Origin of the sequence: Rubritepida flocculans DSM 14296, assembly GCF_000425365.1 — a bacterium.
Taxonomy (GTDB): domain Bacteria; phylum Pseudomonadota; class Alphaproteobacteria; order Acetobacterales; family Acetobacteraceae; genus Roseococcus; species Roseococcus flocculans.
In genome coordinates, this window is the sequence record NZ_AUDH01000003.1 from 259,162 (window position 1) to 274,480 (window position 15,319).

13 protein-coding genes are annotated in these 15,319 nt (G+C 75.3%); 8 read left to right on the top strand and 5 right to left on the bottom strand.

The features are described 5' to 3' along the window. Positions 1 to 3 precede the first annotated feature (3 nt). Positions 4 to 243 carry a hypothetical protein gene (locus tag H596_RS0105275; RefSeq protein WP_027284008.1) on the bottom strand — a complete coding sequence of 80 codons (240 nt, stop codon included), beginning with the start codon at positions 241 to 243 and terminating at the stop codon, positions 4 to 6. Between the two features lie 150 nt (positions 244 to 393). Between H596_RS0105275 and H596_RS20200 the strand changes: the two genes are divergently transcribed. After that, positions 394 to 846: a host attachment protein gene (locus H596_RS20200; protein ID WP_051212419.1), complete on the top strand. Its 453-nt coding sequence runs from the start codon at positions 394 to 396 to the stop codon at positions 844 to 846. A 13-nt stretch (positions 847 to 859) separates the two neighbouring features. Here H596_RS20200 and H596_RS0105285 read toward each other — a convergent pair whose 3' ends face one another. The 3 genes from H596_RS0105285 to H596_RS0105295 form a co-directional block, all read right to left on the bottom strand. Then, positions 860 to 1,930, bottom strand: a complete 1,071-nt coding sequence (locus H596_RS0105285) for a tartrate dehydrogenase (RefSeq protein WP_027284009.1) — start codon at positions 1,928 to 1,930, stop codon at positions 860 to 862. A gap of 30 nt (positions 1,931 to 1,960) precedes the next feature. Next, complete coding sequence (locus H596_RS20205) at positions 1,961 to 2,848, bottom strand: protein-methionine-sulfoxide reductase heme-binding subunit MsrQ (protein WP_084602583.1); 888 nt, start codon at positions 2,846 to 2,848, stop codon at positions 1,961 to 1,963. Positions 2,849 to 2,970: 122 nt separating this feature from the next. Then, complete coding sequence (locus H596_RS0105295; RefSeq protein ID WP_027284010.1) at positions 2,971 to 3,891, bottom strand: mitochondrial fission ELM1 family protein; 921 nt, start codon at positions 3,889 to 3,891, stop codon at positions 2,971 to 2,973. Positions 3,892 to 3,942: 51 nt separating this feature from the next. Between H596_RS0105295 and H596_RS0105300 the strand changes: the two genes are divergently transcribed. Genes H596_RS0105300 through H596_RS0105325 form a run of 6 tightly spaced genes read left to right on the top strand, consistent with a single transcriptional unit; the run spans position 3,943 to position 8,577 of the window. Next, positions 3,943 to 4,668 carry an orotate phosphoribosyltransferase gene (locus H596_RS0105300; protein ID WP_027284011.1) on the top strand — a complete coding sequence of 242 codons (726 nt, stop codon included), beginning with the start codon at positions 3,943 to 3,945 and terminating at the stop codon, positions 4,666 to 4,668. A 10-nt stretch (positions 4,669 to 4,678) separates the two neighbouring features. Beyond that, entirely contained in the window at positions 4,679 to 4,930 is a 252-nt protein-coding gene (locus tag H596_RS0105305) for a hypothetical protein (RefSeq protein ID WP_027284012.1), read from the top strand. Further along, positions 4,927 to 5,214 carry a type II toxin-antitoxin system RelE/ParE family toxin gene (locus H596_RS23290; protein ID WP_027284013.1) on the top strand — a complete coding sequence of 96 codons (288 nt, stop codon included), beginning with the start codon at positions 4,927 to 4,929 and terminating at the stop codon, positions 5,212 to 5,214. The genes H596_RS0105305 and H596_RS23290 overlap by 4 nt, the downstream gene beginning before the upstream one ends. Continuing rightward, positions 5,196 to 6,851, top strand: a complete 1,656-nt coding sequence (locus tag H596_RS0105315) for a peptide ABC transporter substrate-binding protein (RefSeq protein WP_027284014.1) — start codon at positions 5,196 to 5,198, stop codon at positions 6,849 to 6,851. The genes H596_RS23290 and H596_RS0105315 overlap by 19 nt, the downstream gene beginning before the upstream one ends. Then, on the top strand, positions 6,848 to 7,765 hold the full coding sequence (locus tag H596_RS0105320; RefSeq protein WP_027284015.1) for an ABC transporter permease: 918 nt from the start codon (positions 6,848 to 6,850) through the stop codon (positions 7,763 to 7,765). Before H596_RS0105315 ends, H596_RS0105320 begins: the two co-directional genes overlap by 4 nt. Then, positions 7,762 to 8,577: an ABC transporter permease gene (locus H596_RS0105325; RefSeq protein WP_037300076.1), complete on the top strand. Its 816-nt coding sequence runs from the start codon at positions 7,762 to 7,764 to the stop codon at positions 8,575 to 8,577. Before H596_RS0105320 ends, H596_RS0105325 begins: the two co-directional genes overlap by 4 nt. A 163-nt stretch (positions 8,578 to 8,740) precedes the next feature. On the opposite strand, the gene H596_RS20215 is transcribed toward H596_RS0105325, so the two are convergent. Continuing rightward, complete coding sequence (locus H596_RS20215; RefSeq protein ID WP_051212421.1) at positions 8,741 to 11,677, bottom strand: bifunctional [glutamine synthetase] adenylyltransferase/[glutamine synthetase]-adenylyl-L-tyrosine phosphorylase; 2,937 nt, start codon at positions 11,675 to 11,677, stop codon at positions 8,741 to 8,743. Positions 11,678 to 11,700: 23 nt separating this feature from the next. Here H596_RS20215 and H596_RS20220 point away from each other — a divergent pair, with 23 nt between their 5' ends. Further along, entirely contained in the window at positions 11,701 to 15,282 is a 3,582-nt protein-coding gene (locus tag H596_RS20220) for an AsmA-like C-terminal region-containing protein (protein ID WP_027284017.1), read from the top strand. Positions 15,283 to 15,319: the final 37 nt, after the last annotated feature.

Genomic DNA, 15,319 nt, shown 5'->3' on the forward strand with positions numbered 1-15,319 from the left:
GGCTCAGTCGCAGTCGCAGCCCGGGGTGGGGCCGCGGCTCGCGCGGATCACGTGATGGTCCACCCATTCGGCCACCAGCCGCCGCGCCTCGGCCACCGAGGCCTCGGGGTGATGCACGCGGTAGAGGGTGGTGCAGGCCTGGAAGGCGGCCATGTCGCTCTGCCCCACCTCGCGCAGCTCGCGATAGGCGGTGACGACGGCGCGTTCGCAGCGCCGCGCGATGTGGCTGAAGTCGCGACCCATGGCCCCTCCAGTTGCGAATCACTCGCAACACTTCGCGACGATAGCGACGTTTGAACGCCCGTTCAAGTGTCGCGTGCGCCCCTTGCGCCGGCGCAACGCGCGCGAGGGGCGTCGCTGGCAGAGTGGCGCGGCCGTTCAAGGAGTTGCGCAATGACCACGACACATGATTGGGCCCTGATCGCGGATGCGCAGCGCGCGCGGATTCTGCAGCGCGCCGCCCCCGCCGGCCCCTGGCGCGAGCTGGAATCGGAAGCCGAGGAGCGGTTCGACCCCCCCTCCCGCGCCCAGGGCAGCGACCGTCCGGGCCGGGTGGTGGAGAGCGTGGGCGGGGCGCGCCACGCCGTGGAGCCGCGCCACGATCCCCACCGCGAAGCGAAGCGCGCCTTCGCCGAGGAGCTGGCCGAGCGGCTGGAAGCGGCGCTGCGCGCGGGGCGCTGCCAGCGCATCATCCTGGTCGCCCCGCCCGCCTTCCTCGGCGATCTGCGCGCCGCCCTTCCGCCGGCGGCGAAGCGCGCGCTGCTCGGCACGCTGGACAAGGACCTCACGCGCCATCCGCTGGCCGAGATCCTGCCGCATCTGGAGGAAATCCGCCCGCCGGAGTGATGCGGGCGCGGGTTCAGCCCCGCGCCACCTCCTCGGCGATGGCCTTGCCCACATCCACCGTGCCGGCATTGCCGCCCATGTCGCGGGTGCGCGGGCCGCCCTCGGCAAGCAGCCGCTCGATGGCGTCGGTGATGGCCTTCGCCGCCTCGCGCTCGCCCAGGTGATCGAGCATCATCGCCCCCGACCAGATCTGCCCGATGGGATTGCAGATCCACTTGCCCGCGATGTCGGGCGCGGAGCCGTGCACCGGCTCGAACATCGAGGGGAAGCGCTTCTCGGGGTTGATGTTGGCGCTGGCCGCGATGCCGATGGAGCCCGCCACCGCCGGGCCGAGATCGGAGAGGATGTCGCCGAAGAGGTTGGAGCCCACCACCACGTCGAACCAGTCCGGGTGCTGCACGAAATGCGCGCAGAGGATGTCGATGTGGAACTGGTCGGTCGTCACGTCGGGATACTGCTTCGCCATCAGCGCGAAGCGCTCGTCCCAGTAGGGCATGGTGAAGGTGATGCCGTTCGACTTGGTGGCGCTCGTCACCTTCTTGCGCGGCCGGGTGCGCGCGAGCTCGAAGGCGTAGCGCAGGATGCGGTCCGTGCCGGTGCGGGTGAGGATGGATTGCTGCGAGACGAACTCGCGCTCCGTGCCCTCGAACATGCGCCCGCCGACGCTGCTGTACTCGCCCTCGGTGTTCTCGCGCACCACGATGAAGTCGATCTCGTGCGGCGCGCGGCCCGCCAGCGGCGTCTTCGCGCCGGGCAGCAGCTTGCAGGGGCGCAGGTTCACGTACTGGTCGAAGCCGCGGCGGATGGGGATGAGCAGCCCCCAGAGCGAGACGTGATCGGGCACGCCGGGCCAGCCCACCGCGCCGAGGAAGATCGAGTCGCTCTCCTTCAGCCGCTCCAGCCCGTCCTCGGGCATCATGCGCCCGGTCTTCGCGTACACGTCGCAGGACCAGTCGTATTCGGTGAGCTGCAGGGTGAAGCCGAAGCGGCGGCCCGCGGCCTCCAGCACGCGCAGCCCCTCGGGCGTGGTCTCCTTGCCGATGCCGTCCCCGGGAATCACGGCGATGCGGTGCGTGCGGGCCATGGGCGTCTCCTTCCTCTCGCTCGCCGCGGATTACGCCGCGCCCCGGCGCCCGGCAATCCGGCGGGCCAGCACGAGCGCCACCAGCCCGAGCCCCAGTATGCCGACCCAGACCGCCGGGCGCGGCCCGAAGGCGAGGTCGAGATTGGCGCGTGCGATGCGCGCCGCCGGCAGGCTGGTGGCGAGCGCGTACCAGAGGAACTCGATCAGCGCCGCGCCCAGCATCGCGCCGAGGCCGAGCGCCAGCAGCGCGCCTGGCCGCCCCTGCCAGGCGGCGGGCAGCGCGCGCCAGCCCAGCAGCCAGAGCAGCAGCCCGGCCAGCAGCACGGCCTCAGAGGCGTCGGACTTCGACTGGATGAAGGCGTGCAGCAGCGCGAGCGGCGCGAGCAGGAAGACGAGGCGGTGCAGCCGCTTCCAGCGCCGGCCGAGGCGCTTCATCCAGCCATCCGTGCTCGTCCAGCCCAGCACCGCGAGGCCGCACAGCGCCGCGAAGCCGAGCGCGAGGTAGAAGCGCTGCGCGATCTCGGCCGCCGCGCGCCAGAGCACCCAGTTCTGCTCGGCGACATAGATGCCGAGATGCAGCAGCGCCCAGCCCAGCGCGCCGAGGCCGATCATCCGCCGCAGCGCGAAGAGCGCCGGCCAGCCCAGCACCCGCCCGAGCGGCGTGACCGCGAGCGCCAGCACCAGGAAGCGGATGGCCCAGCGCCCCGTCTCATGGCTGGCGCGCTCCACCGGATCGGGGCCGAGCGTGCCGGCCGCCCAGCCCAGGATCAGCGCGACCAGCGGCGCGCTGAGCAGCGCGAGCGCGCCCAGCCGCAGCCAGGAGAAGCGCCCCGCGCGGTCGCGCCAGGGGGGGCTGATGCCAGCGGCCGCTGGCAGGGCTTCGTCTTGGCGCGCGGCATGTGATGCCGCCCGCCCCATACCAGCGGCCGCTGTGTCTGACCCGTGAGAATGCGGCGCGGCCGCTGGTATGCTTATGTTCTGGCGCGCAGCCGCCACGCCAACCCTGCGCGCGAGACGGGCGGCATGTGACGCCGCCCGTCTCACACCCACCCCCGCGCCCGGATCTCCGCCGCCACCCGGCCCGTCTCGTCGAGCGCGGCGCGCGGGGGCGGCGGGGGCGCGCCCAGCGGCGCGGCGAGGCCGCGGGCCATCAGCCCCTCGGCCAGGGCGCGATGGCGGGGGCCGAGCCCGCCCGGATCGGCGATCAGCAGCGGTGCGGTGGTCATCAGCGCCTCCGAGAGCATGGAGATGCTGTCGCCCGTCACGACGAGAAGATCGGCCAGGGCGAGGATGCCCGGATAGGGGTTCTCGCCCGGCGCGCCGAAGCGGTGCAGCCGGTGCGGCCTGGGCGCGAGCGCGGCCGCCGCGGCTTCCGCCGCCGCCTCGCCCGTGCGGCGCGAGGTGCTGGCCATCACCGAGGCGCCGAGCCCCGCGGCCGCCCGGGCGATGCGCGCCGCCGCCTCGGGCGCCATGCCCTCGCCGCGCACCGGCCCGCCCAGCAGCAGCCCGACGCGCGGGCGGGGCAGGGCGGCGAGGGCGGGGAAGCGCGGCCCCGCCGCCGCCAGCGCCGCGGGGGTGACGCGGTGCATCGCGCCCTCGATCACCAGAACGTTCGGCGCGGGGCGCGGCGCGTCATGCGCGCCGATGACGAGGAGATCGAAGCGCGCCGCCCCGAAGCCCGGGCGCATGGCATGGACGGTCCGCGCCCCCCGCGCGCCGAGCCAGAGCGCCACCGGCGCGGCCCGCCGCCCCGCCGAGATCACGAGGCGCGGCCAGGGCGGCGCGAAACCCGCCCGCGTCCGCAGCCCGAGCAGGGTGGGGAAGGGCCAGGGCAGCCGCGCGAGCGGCCCCCACTCGAGCGGCAGTTCGCGGAAGGGCGCGCCGAGCCGCTCCGCGAGGCCCAGCGCCTGCGCCGCCGTGCCCGCCCGCGGGTCCCGCAGCACCCAGACGGGTTCGGTCATGGACGCCGACCCGCGCGGGGGCTAACTGCGAGGCGCAGGGAGAGGGTTTCCATGACGACGCACCACGCCTCGGAGTTCGATCGCGACGCGGCGCTGACCACCGCGCGCATCCTTCTGGAGATCAAGGCGGTGAATTTCCGCCCCGAGGAACCCTACACCCTCACCTCGGGCTGGAAGAGCCCCGTCTACATCGACTGCCGCAAGATCATCTCCTACCCGCGCGCGCGGGCGCGCATCTGCGACCTCGGCGTGGAGAAGATCAACCGCTGGGTGGGCTTCGAGACCATCGAGAGCATCGCGGGCGGCGAGACGGCCGGCATCCCCTTCGCCGCCTGGATCAGCGACCGCATGAACCTGCCCATGGCCTATGTGCGCAAGAAGCCGAAAGGATTCGGCCGCAACGCGCTGATCGAGGGGGATGTGCCGGTGGGCAAGGAGACGCTGCTCGTCGAGGATCTCACCACCGACGGCGCCTCCAAGATCCGCTTCGCCGAGGCGCTGCGCGCGGCCGGCGCGCGCTGCGCGCACACCTTCGTGGTGTTCTACTACGGCGTCTTCCCCGGCAGCTTCGAGCAGATGAAGGCCATGGGGCTGTCGCTGCACCACCTCGCCACCTGGTGGGACGTGCTGGAGGTGTGCCGCGAGCGGCCCTATTTCCCCGAGGCCGCCCTCTCCGGCGTGCGGAAATTCCTGGAGGACCCGGTGGGCTGGAGCCGCGCCCATGGCGGGGTGGGCAGCCTCGAGGAGGCTTTGGCCCACAAGGGCGGGAAGGAGTAACCTCCGCGCCATGGCGCGCATCACGATCGACATTCCCGATGAACTGGCGGCGCAGCTCGCCTCCGCCGCGGCCATGCGAGGACAGACGCCGGAGGCCGTGATGGAGACGGCGTTGCTCCTCTTCACCGAGCAGGCGGCCGGCTTCGACGCCTTCCTGGCCGAAGGCGTGGCGGACGCCGCCGCCGGCCGCGTCCTGGCCTGGGAGGAGCTGCGTGGGGAGCTCGCCGCCCTCATCGCCCAAGCGAAGCCCGCGAAGGCTTGAGGCCGCTTCGCGTCACGGCACGCGCGGCGCGGGATCTGAAGGAGGCGGTCGGCTTCATCGCGCAGGAGAATCCGATGGCGGCCGAGACCCTCGCTGCGCGGCTGGATGAGACCATGGCCCTGCTCGCCCGCTTCCCGGAGGCCGGGCCCGCGCTTCCCGGGCGGAGCTTTCGCATCTTGCAGGTCGCGGGCACGCCCTACCGCCTTGTCTATTCCCTGAGCGGGGCGGAGGTGACCATCCTTCGCGTCTGGCTTGGAGCACGCGCATGGCCGCCCGCTTCCTGACCTTCTGCATCGCGCTGCTGATCGCCACCGCCGCGCTCGCCCAGCCGCGCGAGACGCTGACCATCGGCATCACGCAGTATCCCTCCACGCTGCACCCCAACATCGAGAACATGGTGGCGAAGTCCTACGTGCTCGGCTTCGCCCGCCGCCCCGTGACCGCGCATGACGCCGACTGGCGCCTCACCTGCCTGCTCTGCGAGGAACTGCCCACGCTCGAGAACGGGCTTGCGGTGCGCGAGACCACGCCCGATGGCCGCCCGGGCCTCAGCGTCACCTGGGTGCTGCGCGAGGGGCTGCGCTGGGGCGACGGCACGGCCCTGACCACCGAGGATCTCCGTTTCGCCTGGGAGGCGGGGCGCGAGCCCGCCACCGGCATGGGGCCCGCGGAGTTCTACCGCAGCGCCTATGCGTTCATCGCCGAGGATGCGCGCCGCTTCACGCTGCGCTTCGACCGCGTGACCTTCGACTTCGCGAGCCTGGGTGATTTCGCGCCGCTGCCCGCCCATCTCGAGCGCGCGCGCTGGCAGGTGGACCCGCGCGGCTACCGCAGCCGCACCCTCTACGACACGGAGCCGACCCATCCGGGCCTCTGGAACGGCCCCTACCGCGTGGTTCAGGTGCAGCCGGGTGCGGCCATCACCCTCGAGCGCAACCCGCACTGGTCCGGCCCCGCGCCGCAGTTCCGGCGCATCGTGGTGCGCACGGTGGAGAACACGCCCACGCTGGAGGCGCAGCTCCTCTCCGGGCAGCTCGACATGATCGCGGGCGAGCTCGGCCTGCCGGTGGAGCAGGCGGCGGCGCTGATCCGCCGCACCGGCGCGCGCTTCCGCGCCGAGTTCCGCCCGGGCCTGATCTACGAGCATCTCGACCTGCGGCTGGATCAGCCGCCGCTCGACGACCGGCGCGTGCGCCAGGCGCTGCTGCTGGGGCTGGATCGCGCGCAGATCGTGGCCCGGCTCTTCGAAGGGCGTCAGACGGTGGCGCACACGAGCGTGAACCCGCTCGACTGGCCGCACGATCCGGATGTGCGCCAATACCCCTTCGACCCCGCCCGCGCCGCGGCCCTGCTGGCCGAGGCCGGCTGGCGCCCGGGCCCCGACGGCATCCGCCGCAACGCCGCCGGCGAGCGCCTTTCCTTCGAGCTGATGACCACCGCCGGAAATCGCTCGCGCGAGGCGGTGCAACAGGTGATCCAGGCGCAGTGGCGCGCCATCGGCGTGGAGGCGCGCCTCCGCAACGAGCCGCCGCGCGTGCTCTTCGGCGAGACGCTCTCGCGCCGCCGCTTCCAGGGTGCGGTGATGTTCGCCTGGGTCTCGGCGCCCGAGGGCGTGCCGCGCAGCGCGCTCCATTCCAGCGAAATCCCGACGGCCGAGCGCAACTGGTCGGGCCAGAACTACACGGGCTTCCGGCACGCGGGGATGGACGCGATCCTCGAAGCCCTGCCCGTCGAGCTCGACCGCGAGGCGCGGCGCGCGCTCTGGCGGCGGCTGCAGGCCATCTACGCCGAGGAGCTGCCCGCGCTGCCGCTCTGGTTCCGCCAGGACGCGCACATCTGGCCGCCCTGGCTCGAGGGCGTGCGGCCCACAGGCCACCTCAACCCCTCGAGCCTCTGGGCGGAGCAGTGGAGGGCGCGGTGATCCGCCTCCTCGCCACGCGCCTCGTGCAGATCGTTCTGGTGACGGCGCTTCTCTCCTTCGCCGCCTTCCTGCTGATCGGGCTGATGCCGGGCGACCCGATCGAGATGGCCATCGCGGGCGATCCGCGCCTCTCCAGCGAGGACGCGGCACGGCTGCGCGCGCTGCACGGGCTCGATCAGCCGCTGATGGCGCGCTACCTGGCCTGGGCGGGCGGGGTGCTGGAGGGGCGCTTCGGCCATTCGCGCCTCTTCGCCCTGCCGGTGGCGGCGCTGCTCTGGCCCGCGCTGGCCGGGACGCTGGAGCTGCTCGGCCTCGCGCTGCTGCTCGCGGCGGGCCTGGGCGTCGGGCTCGGGGCGCTGGCGGCGCTCAGGCCCGCGCTGGCGCCGCTGGTGCAGGGGCTCGCGCTCTTCGCCCAGGCCGTGCCGGCCTTCTGGCTCGGCATGCTGCTCATCATCCTCTTCGCGGTGCATCTGGGCTGGCTGCCCGCGGGCGGGGCGGAGGGCGGCTGGCGCGCGCTGGTGCTGCCGGTGGCCACGCTGGCCTTCGCCAACCTCGCGGCCTATGCGCGCCACGCCGCCGCCGCGCTCGCGGCCGCGCTGGCCGAGCCGCACATCCGCACCGCCCGCGCCAGGGGGGCGGGCGAGGGGCGGGTGCTGTTCCGCCACGCCCTGCCCAATGCCGCGGTGCCGCTGCTGACCATCGCCGCCCTCGATGCGGGGGCGCTCGTCTCGGGCGCGCTGATCGCCGAGACGGTCTTCGCCCGACCGGGCATGGGCAAGCTGATCTACGACGCGGTGATGGGCAATGACTTCAACCTCGCCCTCATCGCGCTGCTGGTGGTGGCGGTGGTGACGATGCTCGCGACGCTCATGGCCGATCTCGCGCAGCGCTGGCTCGACCCGAGGCTCGCGTGAGGGCGGGGCTCGGGCTGCTCGGGCTGCTCGCGGCCTTCGCCGCCTCGGCGCCCTGGCTCGCCGCGCTGCTCGGCCATGACCCCTTCGCGCCCGACCTGTTCAACCGCTTCGCCCCGCCCTCGGCCGCGCACCCGCTGGGCACGGACGAGCTGGGGCGGGATCTGCTGCTGCGCCTTGCCCATGGCGCGCGCGTCTCGCTCGCCGTGGGGCTTGCCGCGGCGCTGGCGGCGACGGGGATCGGCACGCTCATCGGGCTGCTCGCCGCCTGGCGGGGGGGATGGCTCGATGCGGTGCTGATGCGGCTGGCCGATGGGCTGCTCGCGCTGCCCGCCCTGCCGCTCTTGGTCATCCTCGCCGCGCTCGACCCTTCCGTGGTGGGGCTGCCGCGGGGCGAGCCGGGGGCCGACATGCTACGCCTCGCGCTGCTGCTCGCGGCCTTCGGCTGGGTGGGGGTGGCGCGGCTGGTGCGCGCGAGCGCGCTCTCGCTGCTCGCGCGGGATTTCGTGCGGGCGGCGCGGGCGCTGGGTGTGTCCGAGGCGCGGCTGCTGTGGCGCCATGTGCTGCCGGGCCTCGCCGCCCCCATCGCCATCGCCACGGCGCTCGCGGTGGGCGGGGCGATCCTGGCCGAGAGCGCGCTGAGCTTCCTGGGCCTCGGCATCGCACCACCCGCCGCCTCCTGGGGGAACATGCTGGCCAACGCGCAGGAGCTGGTGTTCCAGGCGCCGCTGGCCGCGCTCTGGCCCGGGCTCGCCATCCTGCTCGCGGTGCTGGGCTGCAACCTGGTGGCGGACGCGATCAGCCGGGGGCGGTGATACGGTCGGCCGAATGGCCGTCCGTATTGCGCGCAGGGTTGGCACCACCCAACGCGGCGAGCCGCGTTGGGGCCCGGTGTGGCGGCTGCGCGCCAGAAGCGCGCAGGGTTGGTGTGGCGGCTGCGCGCGAGAAAAATGTCATGCCAGCGGCCGCGCCGTCTCCTCAGGAGTCGGAGGAAGCGGCCGCTGGCATGAGCGGGCCGATGCGCGCCTCGAAGCTGGCGCGCACGGCGGCGGCGTGGCGGGCGATCTCGCGCTGCAGCGCCGCGCTGTCCGGCACGGCGCGGTGCAGCAGGGCGGCGGCCTGGTCGCGCATCGCGGCCTCCAGCGTCGCGGGCAGCGCCGGATTGGCCCAGGCGCCGACGGTGAGGCGCAAGAGGCCGAGCAGGGTGCGCCAGAGCCGCTCGGCCTCGATCAGCGTCGCCGCCTCGCGCTCCTCCAGCAGCCCGTGGCGGCCGAGCGCGGCCAGCACCTCGCGCGTCGTGCGGCGCAACAGGCGCGGCTCGGCGGGCGCATGCGCCACCGTCAGCGCCTGGGCGATGAACTCCACCTCGACGAGGCCGCCCGGCATGGCCTTGATGTCCCAGGGGCCCTGGGGCGGCAGCTCCTTCAGCATGCGCGCGCGCATGGCCCGCGCATCCTCGAGCGCCTTCGCCGGGTCGCGCGGGGCGGTGAGGGCGGCGTCCAGCGCGGCGGAGACGGCGCGCGCCAGCGCCGGCGGCCCGGCCACCACCCGCGCGCGGGTCAGCGCCATGCGCTCCCAGGTCCAGGCCTGCTCGGCGTGGTAGCGCTCGAAGGCGGAGAGGCGCACCGCCACCGGCCCCTTGTTGCCCGAGGGGCGCAGCCGCATGTCCACCTCGAAGGCGCGCCCCTCGCGCCCGGGCGAGGTCAGCGCCGCCACCACCTGGTGCGCGAGGCGGATGAAGTATTCGCTGGGGGCGAGCGGCTTCGCGCCCCCCTCGCTCGCCTCCGCCGCCGGGTCGTGGTCGTAGATGAGGATGAGGTCGAGGTCGGAGGCGGGCAGCATCTCGCGCCCGCCGAGCTTGCCCACCGCCAGCACCGCCATCGCCCCCCCGGCGACGCGGCCGAAGCGGCGGGCGAAATCGCGCTCCACCGCGGGCAGCAGCGCGGCGATGGCGGCATCCGCGACCGCGCTGCGCTGCTCGCCCGCCGCATCGGCGTCGAGATGGCCCTCGAGGGTGGCGGCATCCACCTCGAACATGCGCTCGGTGACGAGGCGGCGCGTCGCCTCCAGCGCCTCCTCGAGGTCGCGCGCCTCGCGCAGCAGGGCGGGCAGGGCGGCCAGCGGCTTCTCGCCCGGCGCGGCGAAGCTGCCCGCGAGCAGCCCCTCCAGCGCCGAGGGGTGGCGCGCCATGTGGTCGGCGAGGCGCGGGGCGGCGCCGAGCAGCAGCGCGAGCCGATCGAGCAGCCGGGGGTTGCGGTGCAGGATGGAGAGGAACTGCACCCCGGCGGAGAGGCGGTTCAGCAGCTCGCCCAGCCGGATCATGGCCTGCTCGGGCTCGCGCTGGCGGCCGAAGGCGGCGAGCAGGGCGGGGGTGAGCTCCGTCAGCAGCTCGCGCGCGCGCTCGCTGCGGGTGGCGCGCGGCCGGCCATGGTGCCAGGCGCGGATCAGGGCGGAGACGGTGGAGGGCTCGCGGAAGCCGAGGCCGCGCAGCGTCTCGAGCGTGGCCGGGTCGTCCTCCACCCCGGTGAAGACGAGGCTGCCGTGCTCGGCGCCGAGGCTCGGTGCGGCCTCGAACATGCGGCTGTAGTGGCGCTCCACCCGGCGCTGGTGCTCGGTCAGCGCCGCGCCGAACGCCGCGCCGTCGGCGAAGCCCATGAAGCGGCCGATGCGGTCGAGCTCGGCCTTCTCCTCGGGCAGGCGGTGGCTCTGGCGGTCGGCCACCATCTGGATGCGGTGCTCGGTGGTGCGCAGGAACACGTAGGCGTCGGCGAGATCGGCCGCCGCGCGGCGGTCCATCTTGCCCGCCGCGGCGAGGGCTGCGAGCGCGCCGAGCGTCGTGGGGTCGCGCAGGGCGGGGTCGCGCCCGCCCCAGATGAGCTGGAGCACCTGCACGCTGAACTCGATCTCGCGGATGCCGCCGCGGCCGAGCTTCACGTCATGGCCCGCCACCGCGATCTCCCCGCCCGCGCCGCGCTCGGCCTTGTGGGCGTGGATCTGGCGCTTGATGGAGTGGATGTCGGCCACCGCCGCGAAATCGAGGTGGCGGCGCCAGATCCAGGGGCGCAGCTCGCGCAGGAAGGCTTCGCCGGCCGCGCGGTCGCCCGCCACGGGGCGGGCCTTGATCATCGCCGCGCGCTCCCAGTTCTGCCCCAGGCTCTCGTAGTAGGAGAGGGCGACGGGGACGGAGACGCACAAGGGCGTGGCGTCCGGGCGCAGCCGCAGGTCGGTGCGGAAGACGTAGCCCTCGCCCGTGCGCTCCTCCATCAGCCGGACGAGGTCGCGCGCGAGGCGCACCCAGGGGGCGGCGCCGTGCTCGGCGTGATAGGATGGCGACTCCGGATCATGCAGCAGCAGGAGATCCACATCCGAGGAGTAGTTCAGTTCCCGCGCGCCGAGCTTGCCCATGCCGAGCACGATGAGGCCCGAGCCCTTCGTGACCTGGCGCTTCTCGCCGCGCGCGCGCGGCAGGGCGATCTGGCCGCGGCGCGCGGCCTCCAGCAGCAGATGGGCGCAGGCGAACTCGATCGTCTCCTCCGCGAGGTCGGACAGCGCGCCGGTCACGCGGTCGAGCGGCCAGATCCCGCCGAGATCGGCCGCCGCGGCGAGCAGCGCGCCCTGGCGCTTGGCGCGGCGCAAGAGGCTCGCCACCGCCTCGCGCGGGGAGGCCGGGTCGGCGGTGGCGAGCGGCTCCAGCACGGCGGCCATCGCCTCCTCCGCCCCGCGGTCGAGCAGGCGGTGCAGCACCGCCGCCTCGCGCAGCGCGAGGTCGGAGAGGAAGGGGCTGTGCGCGCCGATCACCTCGAGCAGCGGCCGCGCCTCGGCGCGCTGGGCGAGGGCGCGCGCGGGCTCCTCGCCCTCCGCGAGGCGGGAGAAGAGGCGGGCGACGCCGTCCGGATCGTGCAGGGGGCGGGTCATGGCCGGGCAGGGGAGCGCCCGGGATGAAGGCCGGTCAAGCCCTGCGGGCGCTGCTCGCCCTGTGCGTGGCGCTGCCGCTGCTGGGCGGGGCGGCGCTCGGGGTGCTGGCCTGGCGGCTCGCGGCCGCGCCCATCGAATCGGGGCTGCTCGCGCGGCAGATGGAGCGCGCGGCCAATGCGGCGGGCGGGCCGCTGACGCTTTCCATCGGCCGCGCCTTCCTCGCCTGGGGCGGGTTCCGGGGCGAGGGCGCGCCGGTCGAAATCCGCGTCACCGGCGCGCGGCTGCGCGACGCGGCGGGGCAGACCGTCGCGCTGCTGCCCGATGCGGAGATCACCCTCGCCCTGCGCCCGCTGCTGCGCGGGGTGCTCGCGCCGGCCACGGTGGAGCTGCTGGGGCCCAGCCTGCACCTCAAGCGCGACGCCTCGGGCGGGCTGGCGCTGGACCTGCCCGGGGCGGCCGCGCCCGAACCGGCGGCGGCCGCACGCGAGGCGGCGGGGCGCGAGGCGGATGGCCAGGGCCTCCTGCTGGTGCTGGCCGATCTCATGCGCCCGGCGGAGGAGCGCGCCGCCCACACCGCGCTGCGCCGCCTGCGCCTGATCGCGGGGCAGTTCACCCTGCGCGACGAGCGGCTCGACATCGCCTGGGCGCTGACCGATGCGCGGCTCACCCTGCAGCGCCGGCCCGGCGGCGGGGTGGAGGCGGAGGGCGAGGCCGTGCTGCGCGCCCAGCCCGCCGCGGGCGAGGCGATGTTCGTGCCCGTGCATCTCTCGGGCGGGGCCTCGGGCAGCCCGGCGCGGCTCACCCTGCGCCTCGATCTGCCCGTGCTGCGCCCGCCCGAGCTCGCCCGGCTGCTGCCCCCGCTCGCCCCGCTCGCCGTGCTCGACGCGCCGCTCGCCGTGCAGGCGCGGCTCGCCTTCGACGAGACGGGGCGGGCGCTGGGCGCGGGCCTCGCCTTCCAGGCGACCGAGGAGGGGCGGCTGCAGCCCCATCCCGGCTTCGCCATCCGCTTCGCCGCGCTGGAGGCCGAGCTTTCGGGCAGCGCCGAGCGGCTGGTGGTGGAGCGTGCGCGCATCGAGCTGCCCGGCGCGGCGGGCACGGCGCTGGAGGCGTCGGGCGAGCTGAATCTCGGCCCCGAGGGCTGGGCGGGGCCGCTGCATCTGCTGCTCAGCGAGGCCGATCTGCCCGCCCTGCCCGCGCTCTGGCCCCCCGATCTGGCGCCCGAGGCGCGCGAGCAGGCGCGGCTCGCCCTGCTCGCCGGGCGGGTGGAGGAGGCGCGGCTGAGCCTCGCGCTGCGCGCCGGGCCCGATCTCGCGGAGTGGTCGGTGGCGGGCGGGCGCGGGGCGCTGCGGCTGCGCCAGGCGCGCCTCGCCCCGCCGGGCCTTGCGCCGGTGGCGCTGGAGGCGGCCGAACTCTCGGCGCGCATCGGGCCGGAGGCGGCGGCGCTGGAGGCGCTGCGCCTCGTGCTGCCCGCCCCCTCCGCGGGGGTGCCCGCCCCCGTCATCACCGCGACCGGCGCGGCGGGGCGGGGCGCAGAGGGCTGGGAGGGCGCGCTCGAGCTCGGGCTCGACCGCACGCGCTTCCAGGATTTGCCGGTGCTTTGGCCGCAGGGGCTGGGCGAGGGGGCGCGGCGCTGGATCACCGAGAACGTCACCGAGGGCGAGATCGCCGAGGGGCGCTGGCGCTTCACCCTGGCCCCGGGCGAGGGCGGGGCGGGGCTGCGCCTCGCCGCGCTGGAGGGGGAGGTGGCCGCGACCGGGGCCAGCGTGCATTTCCTCCGCCCCATGCCGCCGGTGACCGGGGTGGCGGCGCGCGCCCGCTTCACGAAGGAGGAGGTGAGCGTGGCCACCACGGGCGGGCTTCTCTCGCTCGGCGGACCGGCCATCCAGGCGCGCGAGGCGGCGCTGCGCTTCCTCTTCCGCCCCGAGGGGGAGCCCGATCTCGCGGAGATGTCCTTCCAGCTCGCCGGGCCGCTCGCCGAGCTCGCCGCCGCGCTGCGCCACCCGCGCCTTGGCCTGTTCGAGCGCCAGCCCTTTCCGGTGGAGGTGGCGGCCGGCGGCTTCGAGGGGCGGCTGCTGCTCGGCTTCCCCCTGCTCGACCGGCTCTCCATGGACGAGGTGCGCCTGCGCGCGGAGGCGCGCGCGCAGGGGGTGCGGCTGTCTCGCCTGCTCTTCGAGCGCGATCTCGAGGAGGCGCAGATGGAGGTGCGGGCGGATGCCGAGCAGCTCCGCCTCACCGGCACGGGCACGCTGGCCGGCATCGCCGCGCGCTACGGCGTGGAGCTCGACTTCCGCCCCGGCCCGGCGACGCAGGTGGTGTTCCGCCACAGCGCGAGCCTGCGGGCGGAGGCGCAGCAGCTCGCGGCCCTCGGGCTCGATGCGGGGGAGCTGCTGCGCGGCCCCGTCGGCATCGAGACGCGCGGCGAGCAGCGGCGGGGCGGCCAGCACCAGGTGGCCATCCGCGCCGATCTGCGCGCCGCCGCCATGGCCTTCCCGCCGCTCGGCTGGGCCAAGGCGCCCGGCGTGCCCGCCAGCGCCGAGGCCTCGCTGCGCCTCGCGGGCGAGCAGGTGACGAGCCTCGAGGCCGTGCGCATCGAGGCGCCCGATCTCGCCCTGCGCGGGCGGATCGCGGCGCGGGCGGGGCGGATCGAGCGGGTGGAGCTGCAGGAGAGCACGCTCGCCGGCTCGCGCTTCGCCGGCGATGCGCGGGCGGGGGCGCGGCCGGGCGAGCCCTGGGCGGTGACGCTGCGCGGCCCCGTGCTCGACCTGCGCGCCGCCATGGCCGCCCCGCGCGAGGCGGAGCGCCCGCCCGCCCCCGCCGGCGCGCGCCAGCCGCCGCTCGCGCTCGATCTGCGCTTCGACCAGGCGCTGCTCGGCCCGGGGCGGGAGCTTTACGCCCTGCAGGCGCGGGCGCGGCTCGACGAGGCGGGGGTGCTGCGCGAGGCGAGCCTGCGCGGGCGCACCGCGCGCAACGCGGGCGGCTTCGATGTCGCCATCGCCCCCGTCTCGGGCGAGCGGCGCAGCCTGCGCGGCGCGGCCGAGGACGGGGGGGCGCTGCTGCGCGCGGTGGGGCTGACGGAGTCCATCCAGGGCGGGCGGCTGAGCCTCGCGGGCGAGTTCGCGCACCTGCGCCCCGGCGCGCCCCTCTCGGGCACGGCGGAGCTGGAGGGCTTCGCGGTGCGCAACGCGCCGGCGCTGGGCAAGCTGTTGCAGGCCATCACGGTGTTCGGCGTCTTCGACGCGATCCAGGGCGGTTCGGGCCTCGCCTTCACGCGCGCGGTGGTGCCCTTCACCCTGACGCCCGATCTGCTGCGGGTGCGGGAGGCGCGGGCCTTCTCGCCCTCGCTCGGCCTCACCGCGCAGGGGCGTTTCCATCGGGAGAGCAACACGCTGGATGTCGAGGGCACCATCGTGCCGGCCTATGTGGTGAACACGCTGCTGGGGAACCTGCCGTTGATCGGCCGGCTGTTCAGCCCCGAGCGCGGCGGGGGGCTCTTCGCCGCGGCCTTCCGGGTGCGCGGCCCGGCCGATGATCCGGAAGTGACGGTGAACCCGCTCTCCGCGCTCACGCCGGGCTTCCTGCGGGGGATTTTCGGGCTGGGGCAGTAGGCTGCGCTTGCCGGGCGGCCGGTGTAGTCTCCGCCCC

What these genes read in the sequence shown, in the direction of transcription:
- H596_RS0105275 (WP_027284008.1), bottom strand. Translation starts at nt 243, where the DNA reads ATGGGTCGCGACTTCAGCCACATCGCGCGGCGCTGCGAACGCGCCGTC.
- H596_RS20200 (WP_051212419.1), top strand. Translation starts at nt 394, where the DNA reads ATGACCACGACACATGATTGGGCCCTGATCGCGGATGCGCAGCGCGCG.
- H596_RS0105285 (WP_027284009.1), bottom strand. Translation starts at nt 1,930, where the DNA reads ATGGCCCGCACGCACCGCATCGCCGTGATTCCCGGGGACGGCATCGGC.
- H596_RS20205 (WP_084602583.1), bottom strand. Translation starts at nt 2,848, where the DNA reads ATGGGGCGGGCGGCATCACATGCCGCGCGCCAAGACGAAGCCCTGCCA.
- H596_RS0105295 (WP_027284010.1), bottom strand. Translation starts at nt 3,891, where the DNA reads ATGACCGAACCCGTCTGGGTGCTGCGGGACCCGCGGGCGGGCACGGCG.
- H596_RS0105300 (WP_027284011.1), top strand. Translation starts at nt 3,943, where the DNA reads ATGACGACGCACCACGCCTCGGAGTTCGATCGCGACGCGGCGCTGACC.
- H596_RS0105305 (WP_027284012.1), top strand. Translation starts at nt 4,679, where the DNA reads ATGGCGCGCATCACGATCGACATTCCCGATGAACTGGCGGCGCAGCTC.
- H596_RS0105315 (WP_027284014.1), top strand. Translation starts at nt 5,196, where the DNA reads ATGGCCGCCCGCTTCCTGACCTTCTGCATCGCGCTGCTGATCGCCACC.
- H596_RS20215 (WP_051212421.1), bottom strand. Translation starts at nt 11,677, where the DNA reads ATGACCCGCCCCCTGCACGATCCGGACGGCGTCGCCCGCCTCTTCTCC.
- H596_RS20220 (WP_027284017.1), top strand. Translation starts at nt 11,701, where the DNA reads ATGAAGGCCGGTCAAGCCCTGCGGGCGCTGCTCGCCCTGTGCGTGGCG.